Origin of the sequence: Vibrio qingdaonensis (assembly GCF_026191675.1) — a bacterium.
GTDB classification, from domain to species: domain Bacteria; phylum Pseudomonadota; class Gammaproteobacteria; order Enterobacterales; family Vibrionaceae; genus Vibrio; species Vibrio qingdaonensis.
On sequence record NZ_JAKRRY010000011.1, the window covers coordinates 20773 to 41660 of the forward strand.

Sequence of the window (20888 nt, forward strand, 5' to 3'; positions counted from 1 at the left end):
TATCATTTTACCCACGTATCGAACCCTTCATACACTCTTGTTCCGTTAAGTAGGCTTCAATAATTTTTTCTGCAGACAAATCAATATCGGCGACAGAGGTATGACAGCTCAAGACAGAAAATAACATGGTTTTCAGCCCTTTATATCCTGATGTTGACGGGTATAACGTGCCTTCTTCTTGCAACCTATGGACCACACGCGCGGTAAGTTCATTACGATACTCGTCATCGCCATGACCAAACTGGGCAGAGAATCGATTAGACACCACATCATTGAGAACGGTAATCCCATCTATGTCTGCCAGTGTGTTCGCCATACGTTTTGCTAAATCGGTACAGTGGTCAATATGCTCAACGATTCCTTCCTTGCCAAGTGATTTAAACGCCGCGTAAACTGGCACACCACGAGCACGTCGAGACGCAGAAATACCAAAATTAATCGCATTACGATCAGGCTTGTCCATTGCGTCATTCAAGTAATCACCCATATTGCTGCCGCCCATTGCTTTGGACAACGCCGCCGCATCTTTTACGACAATCATGCCGCTGTCATAAGGCATGTTGAACCACTTATGCCCATCGGTATCAATAGAATCTGCTCGTTCAATACCCGCGAGTAAGTGTTTTTGTTTATCGCTTGCCGCCGCCCATAAACCAATCGCGCCATCAACATGTAGCCAAGCGTTACCGTGCGCTTCTACTGCATCAGCCAGTTCATTAAACGGGTCAAAGGCACCAGAATCAATGCATCCCGCTTGTGCACAGACAAGGGTTGGCCCTTCTAGCAGCCCGATAGTTTCAGTGAGATTATCTGGAATAATCCGCAAATTATCATCCGTCGGCACTGTGATAATGGTTTCCAAACCAATGCCAATCATAGAAAGCGCGCGTTTGATGGTAGAGTGAATTTGGTCGCTCACGACCACATTGATCCTTGGCGCATCAAAAAGACCTTGTGTCGCCACATCCCAGCCTGCTCGTTCAAGCAAGGTATTTCGAGCCGTAATTAATCCGGTATAAATGGCTTCTTGTGCACCAGAGGTAAAGCCTACCGCGGTGCCTTGGCTTAACCCCAGTAACTCAACCATCCAGTCGGCTGCTGTTTCTTCAACTACTGACATTGCTGGGCTCGACACGTAGTAAGGCACATTTTGATCCCATGCGCTTACTAACCAATCTGCAGCGAGTGATGCTGGAAATGAACTGCCGATCGCATAGCCAAAGAAGCGAGCACCGCCTGACGCGATAAGTCCTGCATCAACATTCTTCACCATGTCATCGATGACTTGTGATGGGTCAGTCGGTTTTAATGGCAAACGTCCACCAATTGCCGTCCGTAATGCTTGTGAACTCGTCCCTTTATCTACCGGTCTGTCTGCCAAAGACTCTAAGTAAGAAACCGAATGTTTTAGCGATTGCTCAAGTGGTGAACGATATTCATTAAAGCGATGTGTCATGATAATTTCTCTCTTTGCGTTGTGTGTCTTCATAATATGGAATTCAACGTGAGGAAAATTGTCATTTCGTGCCACCAGCTCAATCTTATCTTCTATCCCGACTAACGCCCGCTTTAGCGCTCTTTTGACACCGATATTGGGAAGGCGTCATGGCCATTTTCCGTTTGAAAAATCGAGTAAAATTAGCAGAGTCACCATACCCCATATTCGCGGCGATCGCCGTTATGGATAAGCAAGAGTTGAGCAACAGATCTTGTGCACGCTCAAGAACGATTTCTTCAATAACATCACGGTATGTCAGGCCCACGGCATGCAGACGTCTTTGAATGGTTCGGGTATGTAAGCATAAAATCCTTGATGCTTGTGACAGTGGCAGCTTACCCATACGTACATAAGGTTGCAGTGACTGTTTAAAGGCAGGAACAAACTGAATGGGTATTGGGCGGAGTACTTGCGCGGCATGGTTCGAAGGATAGCGATGTAGCAAGGCGTCGGTATTCAGAATAGACGCATCTAAACGGATGCCTGTTACAGAGCGATGCGTAAAAAATTGGATATGAGCCAGCTGTGGACAGGTAATAAAGGATTCCATGTCTGAGCTTCTTAATGTCACGTATCTATTCCAATGGCGACGTCCGGATAACGCTGATACCAACTCATCCATAAAGATGACTGAGAACACTTCCGCATATTTAAACCAATCTTCACACACGCCCTCTTTATCACGAACAAACCAGTCATCCCCATTAAAGTGCTTGAGAGATAGTCGAGCACCGCTTGAGTGGTCACTAATGATTTCATTAAATTGTTCCAGCGCCGACCTAACCGTCATCGGCCCATATTGGCTTAGCTGCGCGATCACGCTGGGGATATAGCGCGTCTTACAAGCGTGTTGTATAGCTATGATGAACGCTTGCGGCGAGCAACTTTCTCCGAAGACCTTGATAAGACTACGTAGTGTCGCTTCAGGTAGGAAATCTTGATGGCATTGTTGAACATCCAATGGAGCGCTGATACTTGCAATCAGAGCGTGAATGTCAGGATTTTGCTCCTTAAAAAGCTCCCCTAAATCGTGCAAACTATTTGCCCTAATAAGGGGAATACTGTGAGTCGCACTCTTCATATCATCTCTTCTTGTTTTATAGGCCATCGCACCATAAACAAAAATCAATCCACGCACTTGTCATTTTACGACACGATAATGCATCGTTTTTAAATAGACTAAACGCGACGTCTAAAACGCGAACTTAGACCCGAACTAAACGCGTTCGAAGACCATTACTCACCATCCACCACAACCATAGCCACTCAAATCGCGACAAAGTAGTGACCATCAAACCTCCTGTTGATGCGTATCGCTTGACCTGTATTCGTGCAATTAATCGATGATATTGAGTGTCAGCAGAAATACTCATGAATTGGTAGTGACCTTGGCTATGTCGCTTTTTAAACAGTAATACTTCAAGTTCAACCTCTTCCATCCCCACTACAGCTAACAAGTACAGCCAAAAGAGCGGCAATTTTTGTTGCCTTTTAGCGCATTGATAGCGTTTCCAGAGTGTAATCAAGGCGCAAAGTGACAAGACCAGTCCTATCAACACCGTCATTATCCACTGCCAATAACTGCGAACATAACTGACCAATGTATGCTTAATAACAACCTCTTTAGGAGCAAGTTTTAATACATGCATTTGATTCGTATCGGGATGCCACTGATAAAGCTCAATCGTGGGTAGCGTGTAGCGACCCGGCTGTTCAAACACATACGTATATTGCCGCTTAAACCTTGCAATATGCAGCCCTCGATTTTCGGAGTCTGATAACGTGATCTGCTGACGATAGCGTTGATAACCGTTATTGGCGCCTTCTTTTATCAACCTATCAGGCATGAACATAATGCTGGTTTGTAACGCTTCGATACTCACTTCACGAATCAGGGCATCACCGACCAACAATTCGGTTTCATCCGATAACGAAGAAATACGCTGCCACGTTTGTTCAAGTGTGACATCCGGGCTAACCAGCCAACTATTGTCCGGGTTCATGAACGCAGAGGGTTTGATTACCTCAAACTTAATCGGCGTGGTTGTTAGGTAACCCGAGATATTCGATTGCTCCGATTTCACTTGCAGCTCAACCACAATGCTGGGGATAAGCAGCTCACCTGTCGCTAGCGGGTACAGCACAATATCCCACTGTTGGACGGCATACGTTTTCCCATTGCGCCGCTGGGTAGAATTCACCGCAAACGCGCTACGCGTTGCGACCAGTGCGTTTTCAACCTCGAAACGATGGACTTTCGTGCCCTTCGTAAACCAAGTATCGGTCGCTACCTCAACGGTAACCACCACTTGTTGATGTAATGCGACGGGTTGATTGGATGCGAGCTTGGCAGAAACCATCACCTTTGCCGATTCATTTAAGTTGGCTATCTCATTGCCATGGCACTGAGCAGCCATTGCCATCAATATCCAAACCAATAACACGCGCGCGCACATATTCAATAAATCAGTCATTGGCGCTCTCTGTCAGCGTCTTCGTGGCTGCTCCCAACTCTAATTGACGGTGAAATTTATAGCCAAGAAACACCCCTAAATCACTATCGACACGCTTCATCCACTTTTCGTGAGCCTGCTTATTGCTGAGCAATTCTTTTGCACTAAGTGTTTCTTCTATTAACAACGATGGGTCCACTTCTTGTGTCACCCCTTCTGCTGTTTGCGGTTGTTGACCTAATTCCTGACTGCTCTCCATCTCACCACTACTAAGCTGCCCCTCAGAGAAATCGTTAATGTGTTCGATGATACTCACCATAAGGTCGAGATTATGCAGAGCCACAACATTGGCAGGTTCGCGTGTCAATATCTGTTGATAAAGTGATATCGCCGCAATGTACTCTCTTTGATGAGCTAATGCCGCCGAGGCACCTAACTGCGCGTCAACGTTATCGATCCTTAAAAAATACTGCTGAGCACTTGGATAGTCAGCCGCGTAGTAAAAGGCGATCGCTTTCCAATAACTATCTTCAAATACCCTCGCCGCTTGCTCATAGTGCTGCTGCCTAAATAGGCGCTGTCCTTGCTGATCTTTGCTAAACCAGAGATTGAGCCATGCCTGCGACGTAACCTCACCGAAACTGGCGTAACTGTAAGGGCTGTAAACACTACTACAGACAACGACCACCAGCCCCCATTGCACTAACCAACCACGACGAAACCACAATAAGTACAACAACATTAAAGGGAATAGAAGGTGATACCCCCAGTCGTACCAAGGCTCACTTTCACCACCGTTAAATTTAGCGTGTTGCTCTAACAGAGACGCTATCGCATCCACATCTCGATGTTCGATGGTAAAAGGCGTCCATTGCCCTCCTACCTTTTCCGCTAATGCCGACAACTTTTCCCGCTCCAACGGCATGGTGCTATCGGCGTGCGATCTACCGATTCCCCAAATCAGCAATTGATGCTGATTTGTCGAGAAATAACGCTGAAAGTGATTCAGTCCAGCCGTACTTATCCCGTCAGTCATCAATATTACCGAGCCCGAGGTTGAGGACTTATTGAGTTCCGCATCGATAAGGGGCAACGTGTACTCTACAAATTTCCCTTCCCTTGGCATGATCTGTGGCTGAATTGCTGCCAATAATGAGTGAAACACTTCCCTGTCTAATGTCGGTGGCATGGCTAAGTGAGCGCTGCCCGAAAACACCACTAACGAGACTTTGCCACTGCTTCGCTGTTGAAGCAGCTGAATGATTTTTTGTTTGGCCATAAATAATCGGTTAGGCGCGACATCGGTCTGTTGCATTGAACTTGAAACGTCTAAGACAATAACTAACGGGGTCGAATCTTCGGCAAAGGGAGATGGTTGACGATACCAACTAGGCCCAGCCGCGATAATGACCGTTAACACACCGAGTACCGTGAGGCCCATCAATGGCCTATTTCGGTGCCATTTAGACTGTCCTATTATCAACACTCTTTTTATGTGACAGGGTAACCCAAGCAACCAGGTGTTCGCCTGCTCGTGTTTTTGCCATCGAAAGCAAACCATCACAATAAAAGGCAGGAAAAGTAGCAACCAATATGGTCGTAAAAAGTGAAACGACTCAAACCACATCTCTATGTTTACGATATTCACAGGTTATGCTCTTTGTTCAACACTGAAGCCGATGTGCGCGGTTTGCTGCCTTTTATCAATCGGTAACACATAAATAGCAAATAATTGAGTAGCGCAATGATGACTGGTATCTCGTGCAAGCTCGTCTTGGGTTGATAACTAAAACTCTGATAGAGCGTTGGATCCAGATCGGAAATAGTGTGGTAGATGTTATCAAGCTCATTCGATGACAAGGCCAAAAAGGCTTCGGCATCCGTCAGAGCTGACATTTCTTTCATCGTATCAAAGTCGATGGCCTGCTCTCCTGTTGTATTGGGGTTACCCATCGCCACCATATACAGCCGGACCCCATAAGCCTTAGCAACCTTAGCGGCATCAATTGGCGGAACAAGACTGTTGGTATCATTGCCATCCGTTAGAACAATCACTACTTTTTCAGACATGTTATTCGTTGCCCGGCCTAGATAGGTTTTTATCGCGAGACCCACTGCATCACCTAAATGGGTACTTTCACCTGCCATTGCGACTTCAGCTTGCTCTAACAGCGTCAGCCAAGCCTGATGATCGGCGGTGAACGGCGCTTGAAGGTAAGGCGTGTCTCCAAAGACGATGAGCCCTAGACGGTCACCTTGCCGACGTTCACTAAAGGTTTGCAAAACCGACTTGGCCGCGTCCAATCTAGATTGTGAGTGACCGGTATTATCGACAAAGTCTTGTTCCGACATTGAACCGGACAGGTCAACAACCAGCATCAAATCTCGGCCAATTAATTGATGCGTCTGCGGAGTATCAAGCCAAACCGGTTTTGCGGCAGCGAGGACAAGCATCATCCAAGTCATCAGCAAAGAAACATGCTGCCAGCGACTCGGCTTAAGACTCACCGCTCCTTTTGTTGCATCTAAACCTAACGATTCAACCAAACGCTCAAAAAATGGCACCAACAGCGCCTGTTTTGTTGTCTGATAGCTTGGTGCCCATCGATACACCCCGTACGGAAGAGGGAGCAAGAGTAACCACCAAGGATTTGCCAACTCAATCATACCTTTCCCTTAACGATGATATTTAATCCAATCACACGCCATCGACTCAAGCTGCATTAAATCACTCGACGTCCACTCATTGTTTGGTTGCGGGGTATAGAGGCGACGCTGCCAAAGACGAGCGATGGGTGTCGTAAAGTCACAATCTTTGGTTTGACTCGTTAAAAACATCAACCACTGTTCATCATATAAAGACGCGACTGAGGTATGAGGGTAACGATAACAAGCGACCTGCTTCAAAATACTGTTGATGGTCATTAGGTAAGTTTTAGCGTCAGCTTTCGATAAACGTCTTATTGCCTTGAGTGCTGTTCGTCGGTATCTATTTGAGCGATATCGCCGTAAAAACCGGACCATCACGCTTGCGCTAGCAATGAAAACAATGACTAAAACCAACTTCCAACCAACCGTTTCAGGATAAAAATCAACACTAGGCGGCAGTGTTGGGTCAATTAACGTTTTTAGAAGTATGTTATTTTTTGACATGATCGCATCCGCTGAGTTGCTCTGTTAGCTGGTAGAAATGATGACCCGATGTGTCCAACTGAATATAACGGATACCTTTCGACTGTAACTGCTGCTTTATATTGTCCTGATGCGCTTGACGGGTGGCGTTGAAAGCTTCAAGTTTTGTTTGGTACGTGCTATCCACCATGACCTGATAGTCACCGTCGCTAAAATACGAGGTGTCATTCACAATGAGCGCTTGCTCCATAGGATCTTGCACGGCCAAGCACACGACGTCATTGTGACGTTTGAGTTGAGTCATAAGCCGAGAACTGTTGTCGTCAAAATCGAAAAAATCACTAATGACCACCACTAATGATCCTTGAGTACGTTGTAGCAGCATACGATTCAATGCTCGATTTAAATTAGGTTTACCCTGCAAAGAGTGACGCCTACATGCATTTGAAACGAGGTTAAGGTGGAGACTTTCTAATGTTCGAAACAAACGTAATAGTGCGTTTTGTGACTGGCTAGGTTTAAACCAATGCAGCGATTCATCATCAACGACGACAGCCCCGATCCGATCGCCTTGCCTCAATACTTGCCAACTGCAAGCAGCCAGTAATTGGGCAGCCACCACCGATTTCATGGTTTGCTGCGACGAAAAGAACATACTTGTACCCTGTTCGACACAAAACAACACGGCTCGATCTTTCTCTTGCTGATGTACTCGAACGTGTGGCTGATTCGTTTTCATTGTCACCAGCCAATCAATATTACGCACATCATCCCCGGCTTGATAATGACGATACTCTTCAAAATCTAGCCCTCTTCCTCTTAACGACGATGGATGGCTACCCGCTAAGCGGCTGGCGACTTTATTTGAAGACGGCAAAGAAAATGCGTGGCTCCATTGCTTAGTCATGATCAAATCACTAACACTTACCGCGACTCTGGGATCCATAGTATTTACCTTAGCGCTATTTACCTCAGAACTGTTTACCTCAGGGCGATTTACCACACTGCAATCTGGCATCGCTAACTTAATGCGACTTGAAGTAACAGCTCATCAACAACACGCGCCGTTGTGATACCTTCCGCTACCGCATCGAAACTGAGTGTAAGACGATGCCCTAAAACGAAAGGCGCAACCGCTCTGACATCATCTGGAGAGACAAAATCCCGCCCAGAAATATAAGCATGAGCACGACTGCAACGATCGAGAGCGATTGATGCTCGTGGGCTCACCCCAACCTCAATCCAGTTGGCTAAGTGACTATGTCGATAACTATCTGGTAGTCTTGTGGCCATGACAAGATCCACCATATATTGGTCAATCGAGTCTGATACATAGATGTTTTTTACCGCTTCACGCGCCGCTACGAGCGTACTTAACCCGTAACGCTCATGCCAATGCTCAGCACTCGCGTCATCAAGCGGTAATTGTTCGTTATCCTTATCTTCACCGCGAACCAAACGGATAATATCCATTTCTGACTGTGCTGATGGGTAGCCCACAGACACCTTCATAATAAATCGGTCCATCTGTGCTTCAGGTAAAGGATAAGTCCCCTCTTGCTCAAGAGGATTTTGTGTCGCCAGCACCATAAAAGGCTGTGGCAGAGGTTTTGAATCACCCGCAACAGTGACGGTTCCTTCTGCCATGGCTTCAAGTAATGCAGCTTGCACTTTGGCAGGTGAGCGATTAATTTCATCAGCCAGTACAATGGCGTTAAAAATCGGACCGGGCTGAAACTCAAGTTTGCCCTCTTCATGCTGATAGACTTGCGTGCCAGTAATGTCCGATGGCAGAAGATCAGGCGTAAACTGAATGCGGCTAAATGACAAGTTTAGCGTGTCTGCTAATGTTTTTACCGCTCGCGTTTTCGCTGTGCCCGGCAGCCCCTCTAACAAAATGTGACCACCAGTAATCAAGCCAATAACCATTGCTTTGGTCACATGGTGCTGACCAACAATATTGCCATTAACCTGCTCAATAAGCTCAGTGATAGGCATGTACGGAACGTGAGTCATCATCGGTCCTCTGCGAGAGATAGTTTGGAATGATCATATTTTTCGGTTAGTGCGCGTAATGCCGGTTCTGGATACCATTTACTCAGCTCATTAAGACACGCAGCGGATTCTGCTGTTAACGCGAGTTTGGTTTCACAAAGTGAATAGAGATATTGAGGTTCTGCCTGTTGCCCGTAGGCTTTCTCAAACAACCCTATGGCTTGCTCTGGCTGTTGTTTTGCCAACATAAGACCAAGTAAATAAGCATGCGCGGCACTCTCTATTTCAATCTGGTAAGCCACTTGCATGTGCTCAATGGCAGCAGAATACTGCTGAGTCCGCCAATAGGTCAGAGCTAGCCGCTGATGCAACATAGAACTGTCCGGGTAACTCGATACTCCCTGCTCTAGTACGTCTAACGATCGGCTCTCTTGCTTTGTGTCTTGGTAGAGTGCAGCCAAAGCCATCACTACATTCGGTTGATTATTTAATTCCGTTTCAAGCAGTAGCAGCTGCTCCGCTTCAGTGTATTGCTGGCGCATTCGATAAAACCACGCCGTGTCCAGACGCCCATTAGCTGTGTCCTGCACTTTCATCAATTGATCATCGATCGCCGGATTCAATATCTGTCGATAGCGCTCCGGCACCTGACGCCAAAGTGGCGCGAGTGTACGAACAGCCAATGCTTGTACTTCAGGAGCATCATCATTCAGCAGCGGAGCGACCACATCCCATTTCGCCCTGCCTTGCCAACGCTGCGTTGCATAAATACTGGCTAATCGTAGCTCTAGCGTTGCTGATCTAGACGCTCGCCCAATCGCAATAATGGCATTCGCTCCTGTGTAATTGCCCAACATTTGCGTCGCAGCAATACGTTGTTCAATCGGTAAGGTAATATCTTGTGACTGCTCGGCGAGCACAGACTCATGACGTTCAAAAGAAGGCGTTGCGTAGATGGGTAAGGCAACAACGCAAGCGAGCACCATAAACCACGTAACAACCAAGCTTTTCAGGCGCGCTTGTCTTCGGCACATTAAAACGTTTCCTCGTCCCGGATTTGCTGATTAAGCGCCTCAGCTTTGATCATTAACGCATGTAAAAAATAGACTTCTGTCGTTTGCGGCATATCATGTATTGCCAACCAATCATTGACGGCGTGCAACGTATCTTTGTATAAAAGATCGGCTTGAGGTTTTTGCTCTAGATATGCCAGCTCGCGCAATGACGTGACTAAATCTGGATAGGCCATTTCTGGCATCACCAACGCCCTCATTTCTTGATGATAAACTTGCTCCAACACATCATGGTTTCCTTTCGCGATTTGATAATTTGAGCGCTTAACCTGATAAGGTTCACCACACTCAGAGTGCTTAGGCTTCTGTTGACAAAAGTTGAACTGTGTCGCGAATGACGTGTAACGAATACTCTTATTCTCGAACGCGAGAGCAAGGATTTTCTCAACCTGCTGAGGAGGAAAGCGTTGCTCAATGTCTTGTGCCACAGCGTGACCGGAAAGTTGCAACAACAGGATTATGATCAAAATTTTACCGATGTTCTTCATCCTCATCTCCACCTAGTTAAAACGAACTTTCATAGCATCAGCGTTAATTGTCTTATGGACGGGGTAACCCATAGTGGCAACAATCATCGAAATATACGGGTCGATATGAGTAAAAAACTGTTTCCACCCCCCACACAAATAATTAAGCCCTTGCTCACCTTCAAGCGTTTTAATAAAGCGATTTTTGGGACACTCACCAAAACACGCGAACTGGTAGCTACATTCTCTACACTGTTTTGGAAGAGTGCCTTCCTTGGCGTTCCCAAACTCTTGCTGCCCTTTAGAAAACTGCAGCTCTTCTAATGCCGCATCATTGATATTGCCAAGCTTGTAATCCGGATAAACATAATGGTCACAAGAAAATACGTCGCCATTGTGTTCAATAGCCAGACCCTTACCGCACATTGGTGCTAATACACACAATGGATTGACTCGCCCCATCCATGACTCGATACACGCTTCAAAATAAGGCACGTTCACCTGACCAATATCATTCTCTAACCACTCATCAAAAATGGTGCACAAAAACTGCCCCCACTGAGCATCAGAAACACACCACGGCTCAACTATAGATTGAGGGTGTTTAGGATCGGTTTCTGGCATTCCTTGAAACAATATGTCTGCTTCCGGCCATTGCTGTGGCGCTGTATCACGAAAAGACTTGGGTTCAACGATAGGGATAAACTGCATTTGCGGAGAGCGAACGACATCGCGTAAAAAGCGATAGACCTCATGAGGGTTTGCACCTGATATATTGTTTACACAAGTGAGCGTTGCAAAGTTCACCTGATGTTTATGTAGAATTTCAACACCCTTCATCGTTTGTTTGAACGTTCCCCTGCCAGACCGGTTCGTGCGATACGTGTTGTGAATCATCTCTGGCCCATCAAGACTAATGCCAACCATAAACTTGTTTTTACTTAGAAACTTGCCCCACTCGTCATTCAGTAACGTGCCATTGGTTTGCAGGTTATTCTCAATTTTCACGCCTTCCGGTCGGTATTTTTTTTGTAGCCGAACCACGTCACGAAAAAAATTTACCCCAAGTAACGTCGGCTCTCCACCCTGCCAATGAAACACAATCTCAGGATAATTTTGCTGTTCAATGTATGACTTGATGTAGTGTTCAAGCATGTCTGGTGACATTTGGCTGCCACAACCTTTTTCATGCCCCAACAATTCTTCTTTACTTAAGTAATAGCAGTAAGTGCAATCAATATTACAAGCAGAGCCAATAGGCTTCGTCATAATATTCATTCTCTTAACTGGTTGACTAAGTGATGGAGATGGATCAAAACACTGTGTTTTCTGGGACATTTTGAAGCCTCGCGTTGGGTTCACATACCGTGTGACTAGCGCTTCCTTGTATTTATCGAGCCGCTATTATCTCGCGCTAGGTGAGTCTGGTAATCGGTAAATTTACTGCTTGCGAGCCAGAACGTTCTGTTATTTTTAAGCACAAAAAAGCCCGGTGACAACACCGGGCTAACCTTAAATATCTATTGGAATTACTTGTACTGAGCGCGTTGCCAAATATTCATTTTTTCAACGATTTGGTCGATTGAAAATGAACCGGGTACTTGGCGTGGCGGGAACGCCTGGAAAGTTTGTAAGAACTGACCTGTCGTCGCTGCGCCTAAGTATAAGTAAGGCAAGTGCTCGATATACCATTTGGTATACATCCCTTCATGATCAGCAATCTCGTAAGGGTCTTGACGCAAGTTGTACATTTTAGGCGCTCGTAGCTCTTCAAACGAGCAGTTCCACGTTTCTAAACCATGACAGTTGTTCACGCTGAACATCACCTTGTAATCCCCAACCCTTACCGCAGAAATATCACCGCCATCCGTTGCATAGATATAGTACTGACGTGGCCACGTTGCCAAGTTATGCTGTGTGGTTGCTTGACCAGTTTTCAACGCTGGGAGTAAATTGTAGCCATCAAGATGTACTTTATATTCTGTTCCCTGAATTTTCTTGCCGGCCTTAAGATCCTCGACAATAGACGTGTCACCAGTCGCCGCCATAAAGGTTGGCATCCAGTCATTGTGCGCCGCAATCTCATTCGCAATAGAACCTGCTGGAATCTTATCTGGCCAACGCATCATGGCAGGCACGCGGTGTCCACCTTCCCAAGAAGAGTTTTTCTCACCGCGGAATCGAGCGGTACCGCCATCAGGCCAAGAAAGCTTTTCAACACCGTTATCGGTGGTGTAGCTTACAATCGTGTTGTCGGCAATGTTGAGTTCGTCCAATTTATCCAGTAGTTCTCCGACCATATTGTCGTGCTCTACCAAGCCATCACCGTAAATACCACCGCGCTTAGAGAGCCCTTTAGACTCTTCTTTAAGGTGTGTCCATACGTGCATGCGAGTCGCGTTAAACCATACGAAAAATGGCGTGTTCTTTTCGTGTGCGCGGTCAATAAAGTCCAGTGCGGCGGTCAAAAATTCTTCATCCACGGTTTCCATACGCTTTTTGGTCAATGGCCCCGTGTCTTCGATTTTGCCATCTGCGTAGGAATGGATAACACCACGTGGTCCGAATTTCTGCTTGAACCATGGCATTTTGGGGTAGTCTTCGTGTTCTGGTTCTTCTTCAGCATTAAGGTGGTAAAGATTACCAAAGAACTCATCAAAGCCATGATTCGTTGGTAAATGTTCATCCAAATCACCTAGGTGATTTTTACCAAACTGACCCGTCATATAGCCTTTTGCTTTCAGCATAGTCGCGATCGTCGGGTCTTCAGATTTAGAGCCTTGTTTTGCCCCTGGCATCCCCACTTTTGTCAGGCCAGTGCGCATTGGATGCTGACCTGTTATGAAGGCCGCCCGACCCGCAGTACATGAGTTCTCACCATAAAAATCGGTGAACAACACCCCCTCATTAGCAATACGGTCGATATTTGGCGTCCAGTGACCTGCCTGCCCTTTGGTGTAAGCACTCAAGTTATCGATACCGATGTCATCTCCCCAAATAGCCAGAATGTTGGGGCGAGAAGTATCTGTCGTTGCAAAGCCAGTCATTGACGTCACCGTCAATGCGGCACCTACCGCAAGTTGTAGAAAGGTTTTCTTTTGGAACATAGTTCAGACCTTGGATTAGATTTAAGTCGAACTTATTATTTAAGATGCTACTTTCTAGGTAATCAGTATATTTACTGATTATTAATTATTATTAAATAACTCTTTGATACATATCAAGATTAAACTTCATTCTCTTCTTTCGTAGCAAAAGCCGTTATTTATTGTAAATTGATTGCCGTCATTATTTGGTTGGTTTTATTACCTCAGCCGTAACAGTCTGTCATCATTCAGTAGTTTTACTGTATTTCACACCCCTATCCCTACTTAGAATCCCCCTGACTTACTACCCAAGTTAATTAGTTCTATTCGCATCACTTCAATATCAAAAATTTAGGTATCTCTATGTTAGATTACTTCGCCCTATTCCTCGTTTTTTTTGTATTTTTAACGCTTTTTTACGGGATCATTGTTATTCATGATATCCCATATGAAATCGCTCACAAACGCAATCACCCACACCAAGATGCTATCCATGTTGCAGGTTGGGTCAGCTTGTTTACCTTACACGCCATCTGGCCATTTCTATGGATTTGGGCAACGCTATACAAACCCGGTACAGGTTGGGGATTTACCGCGCAACAGACACAACAATTTCATTCAGAACTGGAAAGTCTACGATCAGAATTGACGAGTTTAGAAAATAAAATAAACAGCATTAAGGACTAGTTATTATGGATATGTTAATTATTCTTACCTACACCGCAATATGTATTGCCATTTTCAAACTCTTTAAAATCCCATTAAATAAGTGGTCTGTACCAACCGCCGTTTTAGGTGGTATTGCAATACTAAGCACCATCATGATCGCAATGAATTACAACCACCCTTATGCCAAATTTTCAAAAGAAGTATTTGTTTCTGTCCCTATTATTCCGCAAATTACCGGAACGGTAAAAGAGGTCCATGCAAAAGCCAATATCCCTGTAAAAAAAGGAGCATTACTTTTTACCCTTGAAAATGAAAAGCAACAAATAGCACTACGTAAAGCAAAAGCCTCCTTAGAAGAAGCGAAAAGCGTTGCCTTTCAGAAAAACCAAGGCCTTAACTCTGCTATTGCCAACACAGATAAAGCAAAGGCAGCCGTCACCAAAGCGCAAGCAAATTTGCAACGTTCACTCTCTTCTTACACTCGCTATGCCAAGGCGCATCAAACAGGAGGAGACAACTCACCATTTACTGACGGTCAAGTTGAACGCCAAAAAGAGCTGTATAATGCGGCAAAAGCGAGTGTGGATATTGCACTATCGGCATTACATGCCGCGGAGTCAGAGCAAGAACGAATACGCCTTGATTCCGAATCGCATATCGATGGAGAAAATACCCGCGTGGCACAGTTGGTTGAAGTGGTGAAACAAGCGGAACTTGACTTAGAAAATACCTTTGTTCGAGCACCGACTAATGGAACACCAACGCAGATAGCCCTTGCACCTGGATTTCGCGCTGCAACACTCCCGCTACGTCCATCAATGGTTTTTATCCCTGACACTGGAAAACGTCAAATTGCGGGCATGTTCTGGCAAAACTCATTACGCCGACTAAAGCCAGGGCTAGACGCCGAAATGATATTAGATTCGCAACCAGGTAAAGTGTTTACCGGCAAATTATTAAGCGTATTGCCAGCCATGCGCGAGGGCGAAGTACAAGCCAATGGCACGCTGGTATCGGCCTCTACGCTCGCACGACATGGGTTTGCTGTTGGTATCATTGAGCTAGACGAAGATCTTAACGACTATGAGCTACCAATGGGTGTTCAAGGACAAGCTGTCGTACTCAACCACGATGGGGACATCCTACACACTTCAATTGTACGAAGAGTACTCATTCGCATGATGTCGTGGCTCAAGTACGTTTGGCCAATGAAATAACGCCGCTTTCTTGTCACTCATAAAAAACCTCGGTCGAAGCCGAGGTTTTTTATGAGTGATGGATTGTCGATGACTTTTATGATCGGCGGCTCTGCCTTCTGCTTTCAAGCCAGTACCCTACTGTATAAGTGCAAATCGTAATATCGGTGATGGCAAATGGAACAAAACTCGAATTTAGATGAGCGGTTTCTGGATTGAAAAAGTTTGAGATATACAAGTACACCATGAACAACTTTTCCAAAAATGAATAAAGTATTATCGGCTCTCGCCACTTGGGCAAAAATGCGGATGCCGCAATGAAGAACCCCATTAACCCGACCATCATTCCCCAATGTCTAAATAAAAAGACATAGTTAGCATCATAGGGCAAGTTGTTCATATCTCGTAGCGCTGACTCAGGATTAATCGCGTATATCCCTGCATACATGGTGACTAGGCCACCGATCGCTAGAAAAGGTTTAAGGTAACGATTGAAAAACATAGGACACCTTTGTAAGTAGATGGATATTGACCGTTCATTGAACAAAGAACGTTTCCATCGCAGTCTATACAAAAGACTCGGTAAGTTATTCAGTAATAATTACCGCTTGTTGCAGTGAGTGAAGATTAAAAAATAGCGCCCAGAATGGCGCTATTAAAAGAGCCTGTCACTTAATTGGATTAGAAACTGACGTTTACGCCGACAAAATGGATGTGGCCTTCGAAAGAACCTTTAAGATCCGGCAGACCATCACCACGACCAGCATTAGGCCCAACTTGTCGCTCAATAGGCATGGTTCCAAGGTCGGCAAATTCATAAAAGATATCAATCAAATTGTCGTTCCATCGAGTACTGGCGCCCAATGCGTATCGGTACTGTTCTCCAACTGGTAAATCCACCCATTGTAGCGATGGATCATCTTGAGGAGAGGTCTCATAAGAAAAGCCCGCCTTTAGCGCCCACTTGTCACTGACTTGATATTCTGCCCCTACGGCAAACTTCCAGACATCATTCCAGTTTCTCTCTACGTTGGCTGTTGTCTTGTCGGTATACAATGGCGTTTGCGCAAAGTCGCTCCACTGATGGAATTGGACGGAGCTTAGCAAAGAGAGGGTCGAATTAAGGTTATATCGACCGCTTAAATCAACGATAGCGGGAACTAATAGCTCGGTGTCTAAAGGGATAGAAAGTGGTGGCGCGTCTGATATCGCAGTAACAGAAAAGTCATGCTCCAACTTTGAACGATAACTAAGACCTAACGCCCAGTCTTGCTGATTGTACATAATGCCCGTGGTAAAACCATAGGCCCAATCTGTGTCTAAGTTGGTTTGCAGTCCGCTTGTCGAGACTTCTAGTAAGCCATAACTCAGCTGCGCGCCCACGGCTAGCGATAGATTGTCATTAATTTGGTAGCTCAGGTTAGGATTTAACTGCATACCACTCATAAAGGCTTTGTCTAAATAAGGTGCTCCAGCCCACTGGTCTCCATAGTCAATAGAAGAGCCACCGACGATTCCAAAGTTCATGCCTAGGTGGATGTCATCACTGATTTGACGAACGTGAAATACTCCGACTGAAGGCATGGTCGTTTTAGCTTCCCCATCACTTTTCTGCGGGCTGTCATCATGATAGTCCATTTGCAGATGGAGCAGCATAGCATTCACCGTGGTAACTTGTTCCCCCATAAAAGACATAGCTGCAGGGTTAGTCCAGCTCGCCGCGGCCGAACTTGTATGGACGCCATCACCGGCTCCAGCCGTGCCCGCATTCGCTGTAACAGCTTCTTGAAGTAGCAAGCCACTGGCATTGGCGAGAGGTGTACATATCAATAAAGCTAGTGTGTGTTTTTTCATTATAAGTCGCTCAAGTAAGGATTAAGGTAAGCCTTTGGCATAACAATCTAGCGACGAGGCTTAGGCGGTTACTTAAGCTAATTTTAAAGAGTTCAGGCGACAAATTGATCGGTAAAACTACTGCACGAAGTCGGAAAAGAGAGGCTTTGAAATAGGCGTTAGAGCAATAGAAAGGTCATGCGTTATAGATAGAATCCTAACGCATAACATAACGTGGTTTATTCGAGGTCATCGCTTAAACATGGTTAATTGAGTTTTAACGCATAATGAGTTTTAGCACGATTTGTCCTATTCGTTGCTCACCGATAATCTTCTGCACCCAAAACATCAGCTTAGAATCTAATGTACTTTGGTAGCTGAGTTTAGGTTTTTTGCTAAAACCTGCCGTTAGCATCGCCTTTACCGTCGAATCACAATTCGAGCCAGAATCATAACCACGCTTAAGAAATCCATGAGATTTGTCCACGATATCAGCGTACACCGGAAGGGATGTCGTCGCCTTCATATCCGCTAACTGAGCAGCGTCCAACTCCGTTTTCACGCAGCCGGGTTCAACGGTCATAACATGTATATTAAAACCAGCGACTTCTTGAGCCAACGCCTTAACCATGCCATTAACGGCGTGTTTACTTGCTGAATACCAGCCATTCATGCTTGTTGACACTCGGCTAGCAATAGAGGTGGTAAATATGATTCGTCCATGACCTTGCGTTCTCATATAAGGCAAGACTTGCCGTGCAATACGTGCGGCACCATAGACATTAGTATCAAATTGTTGCTTCACTTTATCTATTGGTGTTTCTTCAATTGGGCCTGCTATAGCGAAACCAGCATTGGCATACACAATGTCGATACTATTTTGCTCTGAAGCCATGGTCGTGATGATATGGTGAAGATCTTCTTCATTGCGTACATCCGTTTTAAATACATGGGCCCCCTGTTTTCGCAGTCCCTCTAAACGGTCTAGACGACGCGCACCGCAATAAACGGTATGCCCTTGCTTAACAAGCGTATCGCACAAGTCATAACCAATGCCCGATGATGCGCCTATGACTAGAATATTCTTTTGCATCGTTTCACCCTTATCTGAACGGTTTGCTTATTTCAGATAATAACGGCTGCTTCGACAACCATATACGGGAATAACTACTGCTTTTTATCACGATCTACCGATCGGTAGATTCGATACCTAGACCATTTCTTAACGCAAACTGGACTAATTCGGTGTGGTTGTCGAGATCCAGAATATCAAGCATTCGATATTTGTGTGACTCAATGGTACGGGAACTTAGAAACAGTTTTTCAGCGCACTGTTTTGCCGTATAGCCTTGTGATAATAATGTCAGCACTGTGCACTGCTTCTTGCTCAGCAGTAGCAGTTTTTCACTTTCGTCGGCAACAGAACTATCATCCAAACTAAGGTTTCTGGTCATTGTCGCGTGCTGCCAAAAGCAAAGCCACATGTCGGACAGTAATTTCAAACGTTTAAAATTCTCTTCGCTAAGTGGCGGTTCCTCCAAACTAAAGCGTGAAAACGCCAGCGCGCCCCAAGTCTGTCCAAACAATTCCAGACGAATAATCCCGTGCCAGCACGCCCCTTCTCGGTAAAGCTCCTTTATCGGATCTAACGGATGGTTTGCCAGCGCTTCGCTATCAAATATCTGCCACGGTTGTTTGGAACGTAGAATCCTTAGGTAATCTTTATAATTGCCTTTTAGAAATCGTTGCTTGTCTAATTCTGGGATACCTTTCCTTGATACCGAAATGGTCTTACCATCATTGAGTAAGATCATTGAGTTTGGAAAAACAGTCAACCTGTCGAGCTTAAACCACTCTAGAGCATCCTCGACAATACCAACAAAATTCTCTAAAAATTCGTTGGGACGACTTGCGGTAAGTCGATTCGATTGGTTCATCAACAAGGCTTCAAAATTAGTTGTCATGATTTTTACCATCTCTGAGAAGTCTATAGCTTACGTACGATACGTACTTTATAACGGTGCATTGATAAAGACACATATCATTATAACTATCAGTTTTAATTAAAAATTAGTCTTTATAAAGGTCAGTGTCAATTACCTTGCATTGAAGAGATCTATTTACCAAAAAAAAGCCAGTAGCAGAGCTACTGGCAAAAGGTTCATAATGAAACGTCAAAGACAAAAAGGTTACAGACTTACGTTTGCACGCAAAAACAACTTATCATCATCTTCAGAAGCAAATTTGTAATCTGTCACAAATTCTAAATGCTCATTCAAGCGATAAGACGCTCCCAAGGTAAACCAATCATCTTCCATGTATGAACGGCTTGACTCGGTAAAGTTATAATCTTCAGAGTTGTAGGTTGAAGAAATCGATAGGTTCATGGTTGCTTGATAGGCAATACCTAGCGCATAGCCTTTCGTTTCTTCATTGTTTGCGCTAATCGCCTCTACATCAGCAAAATCATATTTAGCCGCAAAGTTAAACTTATCTAGCACAGCAACCGCGCCTACCGTATACACCTTCTCTGAACGATCTTGTGCTGCCGTCGAGTTCTCACCTTTTGAAATATCAACGTAAGTACCACCAATCACAACAGGGCCTACCGTTGTCGAGCCACCAACAGCCCACGCATCGTTTGAGTGTTCCCATGCCGCGCCGATATCAAAATTCTCACCAAAATAGTGATGATTTAATTGCTCGTCGGTACACGTCGCCTCATCTGCTTCCGCGCCGATGCCGTGCTCTTTCGAAATATCACCGAAGCCAAGATAGACATCAGCAATACCACATTGCTTACCAAACGTGGTCACACCCGCCACTGATTGAGCACCAAATACAAAGCGATCGACATAGTTCACTGACTCGACTTTCTTATCATATCCAGCCCACTCATAACGAGCTTCACCGCCAATCAAAAGCGAAAAGGATTCCGTCACCGCATAGCTTAAATCTGCGCCGACTTTAAACATGTAGGTATGCTCAAAGTTACTGTTATTTTGGTCATCAAACAGTACATTGCCACCTAGCTCAGCGCCAGAATAGGCTACACCTGACAATTTATCATTCTCGATAAAATCATAAAGGTTATTAGGCTTGTCAGCAGTAGAAGAAAGTTCAGAAATATTGGCGGCTGAAGACTGTTCAGTGACAACGCCTGCATTATTTGTTTCGGCAATAGCAGGAGCGGAAAGAATCATCGCAATCGCGACGGCTAGCTTTTTCATATTTAATATCCCAATAAATGTAATCGCAGTGGTATCAGTGCCTAACGGCTTATTTTCTGGAGCCAATACTGACCTGTTTAGCGATTTACCAATACGGTAATATTACTGAATCTACTTTCTGCTCTTTGCTTCATGTCACAGTTTTATTGGCTTCCTTTGTATCCATCTTTGTATTCCAAGATCAAATACCTCGCTAACTCCCTGCGACCTCGTCTTTATTTATTGCCATTTATGACGCTTATCATACAGCCCTAAC

Annotated in this window: 19 protein-coding genes; 2 read left to right on the top strand and 17 right to left on the bottom strand. The window is 45.1% G+C overall.

Features of this window, described 5'->3' with window-relative positions; genetic code table 11:
- Nucleotides 1-7: 7 nt before the first annotated feature.
- The 12 genes from MD535_RS10130 to MD535_RS10185 form a co-directional block, all read right to left on the bottom strand.
- Nucleotides 8-1456: a pyridoxal phosphate-dependent decarboxylase family protein gene (locus MD535_RS10130; RefSeq protein ID WP_265674920.1), complete on the bottom strand. Its 1449-nt coding sequence runs from the start codon at nucleotides 1454-1456 to the stop codon at nucleotides 8-10.
- Between the two features lie 85 nt (nucleotides 1457-1541).
- Nucleotides 1542-2579, bottom strand: coding sequence for a helix-turn-helix transcriptional regulator (locus MD535_RS10135; protein WP_265674921.1), 1038 nt, complete (start codon nucleotides 2577-2579; stop codon nucleotides 1542-1544).
- A gap of 124 nt (nucleotides 2580-2703) precedes the next feature.
- Nucleotides 2704-3972: a BatD family protein gene (locus MD535_RS10140; RefSeq protein WP_265674922.1), complete on the bottom strand. Its 1269-nt coding sequence runs from the start codon at nucleotides 3970-3972 to the stop codon at nucleotides 2704-2706.
- A complete protein-coding gene (locus MD535_RS10145; protein WP_265674923.1) occupies nucleotides 3965-5392 on the bottom strand; it encodes a VWA domain-containing protein in 1428 nt (475 codons plus the stop codon). The genes MD535_RS10140 and MD535_RS10145 overlap by 8 nt, the downstream gene beginning before the upstream one ends.
- Before the next feature lie 203 nt (nucleotides 5393-5595).
- Nucleotides 5596-6618, bottom strand: coding sequence for a VWA domain-containing protein (locus tag MD535_RS10150; RefSeq protein ID WP_265674924.1), 1023 nt, complete (start codon nucleotides 6616-6618; stop codon nucleotides 5596-5598).
- Nucleotides 6619-6627: 9 nt separating this feature from the next.
- A complete protein-coding gene (locus MD535_RS10155; protein ID WP_265674925.1) occupies nucleotides 6628-7104 on the bottom strand; it encodes a DUF4381 domain-containing protein in 477 nt (158 codons plus the stop codon).
- Nucleotides 7091-8029, bottom strand: a complete 939-nt coding sequence (locus tag MD535_RS10160) for a DUF58 domain-containing protein (RefSeq protein WP_265674926.1) — start codon at nucleotides 8027-8029, stop codon at nucleotides 7091-7093. Before MD535_RS10160 ends, MD535_RS10155 begins: the two co-directional genes overlap by 14 nt.
- Nucleotides 8030-8103: 74 nt before the next feature.
- Nucleotides 8104-9099, bottom strand: coding sequence for an AAA family ATPase (locus tag MD535_RS10165; RefSeq protein WP_390902921.1), 996 nt, complete (start codon nucleotides 9097-9099; stop codon nucleotides 8104-8106).
- Nucleotides 9099-10112, bottom strand: coding sequence for a tetratricopeptide repeat protein (locus tag MD535_RS10170; protein WP_265674928.1), 1014 nt, complete (start codon nucleotides 10110-10112; stop codon nucleotides 9099-9101). Before MD535_RS10170 ends, MD535_RS10165 begins: the two co-directional genes overlap by 1 nt.
- On the bottom strand, nucleotides 10112-10639 hold the full coding sequence (locus MD535_RS10175) for a hypothetical protein (protein WP_265674929.1): 528 nt from the start codon (nucleotides 10637-10639) through the stop codon (nucleotides 10112-10114). Before MD535_RS10175 ends, MD535_RS10170 begins: the two co-directional genes overlap by 1 nt.
- Before the next feature lie 12 nt (nucleotides 10640-10651).
- Nucleotides 10652-11956, bottom strand: a complete 1305-nt coding sequence (locus tag MD535_RS10180; protein WP_313897274.1) for an anaerobic sulfatase maturase — start codon at nucleotides 11954-11956, stop codon at nucleotides 10652-10654.
- Nucleotides 11957-12147: 191 nt separating this feature from the next.
- Complete coding sequence (locus MD535_RS10185; protein ID WP_390902919.1) at nucleotides 12148-13725, bottom strand: arylsulfatase; 1578 nt, start codon at nucleotides 13723-13725, stop codon at nucleotides 12148-12150.
- A 342-nt stretch (nucleotides 13726-14067) separates the two neighbouring features.
- Between MD535_RS10185 and MD535_RS10190 the strand changes: the two genes are divergently transcribed.
- Together MD535_RS10190 and MD535_RS10195 are read left to right on the top strand one after the other, a co-directional pair.
- Complete coding sequence (locus MD535_RS10190) at nucleotides 14068-14391, top strand: DUF3302 domain-containing protein (protein WP_265674931.1); 324 nt, start codon at nucleotides 14068-14070, stop codon at nucleotides 14389-14391.
- Nucleotides 14392-14396: 5 nt separating this feature from the next.
- A complete protein-coding gene (locus MD535_RS10195) occupies nucleotides 14397-15590 on the top strand; it encodes an HlyD family secretion protein (protein ID WP_265674932.1) in 1194 nt (397 codons plus the stop codon).
- A 76-nt stretch (nucleotides 15591-15666) separates the two neighbouring features.
- Here MD535_RS10195 and MD535_RS10200 read toward each other — a convergent pair whose 3' ends face one another.
- From MD535_RS10200 to MD535_RS10220, 5 genes are all read right to left on the bottom strand, one after another.
- Complete coding sequence (locus MD535_RS10200; protein WP_265674933.1) at nucleotides 15667-16071, bottom strand: hypothetical protein; 405 nt, start codon at nucleotides 16069-16071, stop codon at nucleotides 15667-15669.
- Between the two features lie 179 nt (nucleotides 16072-16250).
- A complete protein-coding gene (locus tag MD535_RS10205) occupies nucleotides 16251-17423 on the bottom strand; it encodes an OmpP1/FadL family transporter (RefSeq protein ID WP_265674934.1) in 1173 nt (390 codons plus the stop codon).
- A gap of 256 nt (nucleotides 17424-17679) precedes the next feature.
- Nucleotides 17680-18495 (bottom strand): SDR family NAD(P)-dependent oxidoreductase, encoded by an 816-nt coding sequence (locus tag MD535_RS10210; protein WP_265674935.1) that lies wholly within the window; start codon nucleotides 18493-18495, stop codon nucleotides 17680-17682.
- A gap of 94 nt (nucleotides 18496-18589) precedes the next feature.
- Entirely contained in the window at nucleotides 18590-19366 is a 777-nt protein-coding gene (locus tag MD535_RS10215; protein ID WP_265674936.1) for a helix-turn-helix transcriptional regulator, read from the bottom strand.
- 225 nt (nucleotides 19367-19591) lie between these two features.
- A complete protein-coding gene (locus MD535_RS10220; protein WP_265674937.1) occupies nucleotides 19592-20632 on the bottom strand; it encodes a hypothetical protein in 1041 nt (346 codons plus the stop codon).
- Between the last annotated feature and the right edge of the window lie 256 nt (nucleotides 20633-20888).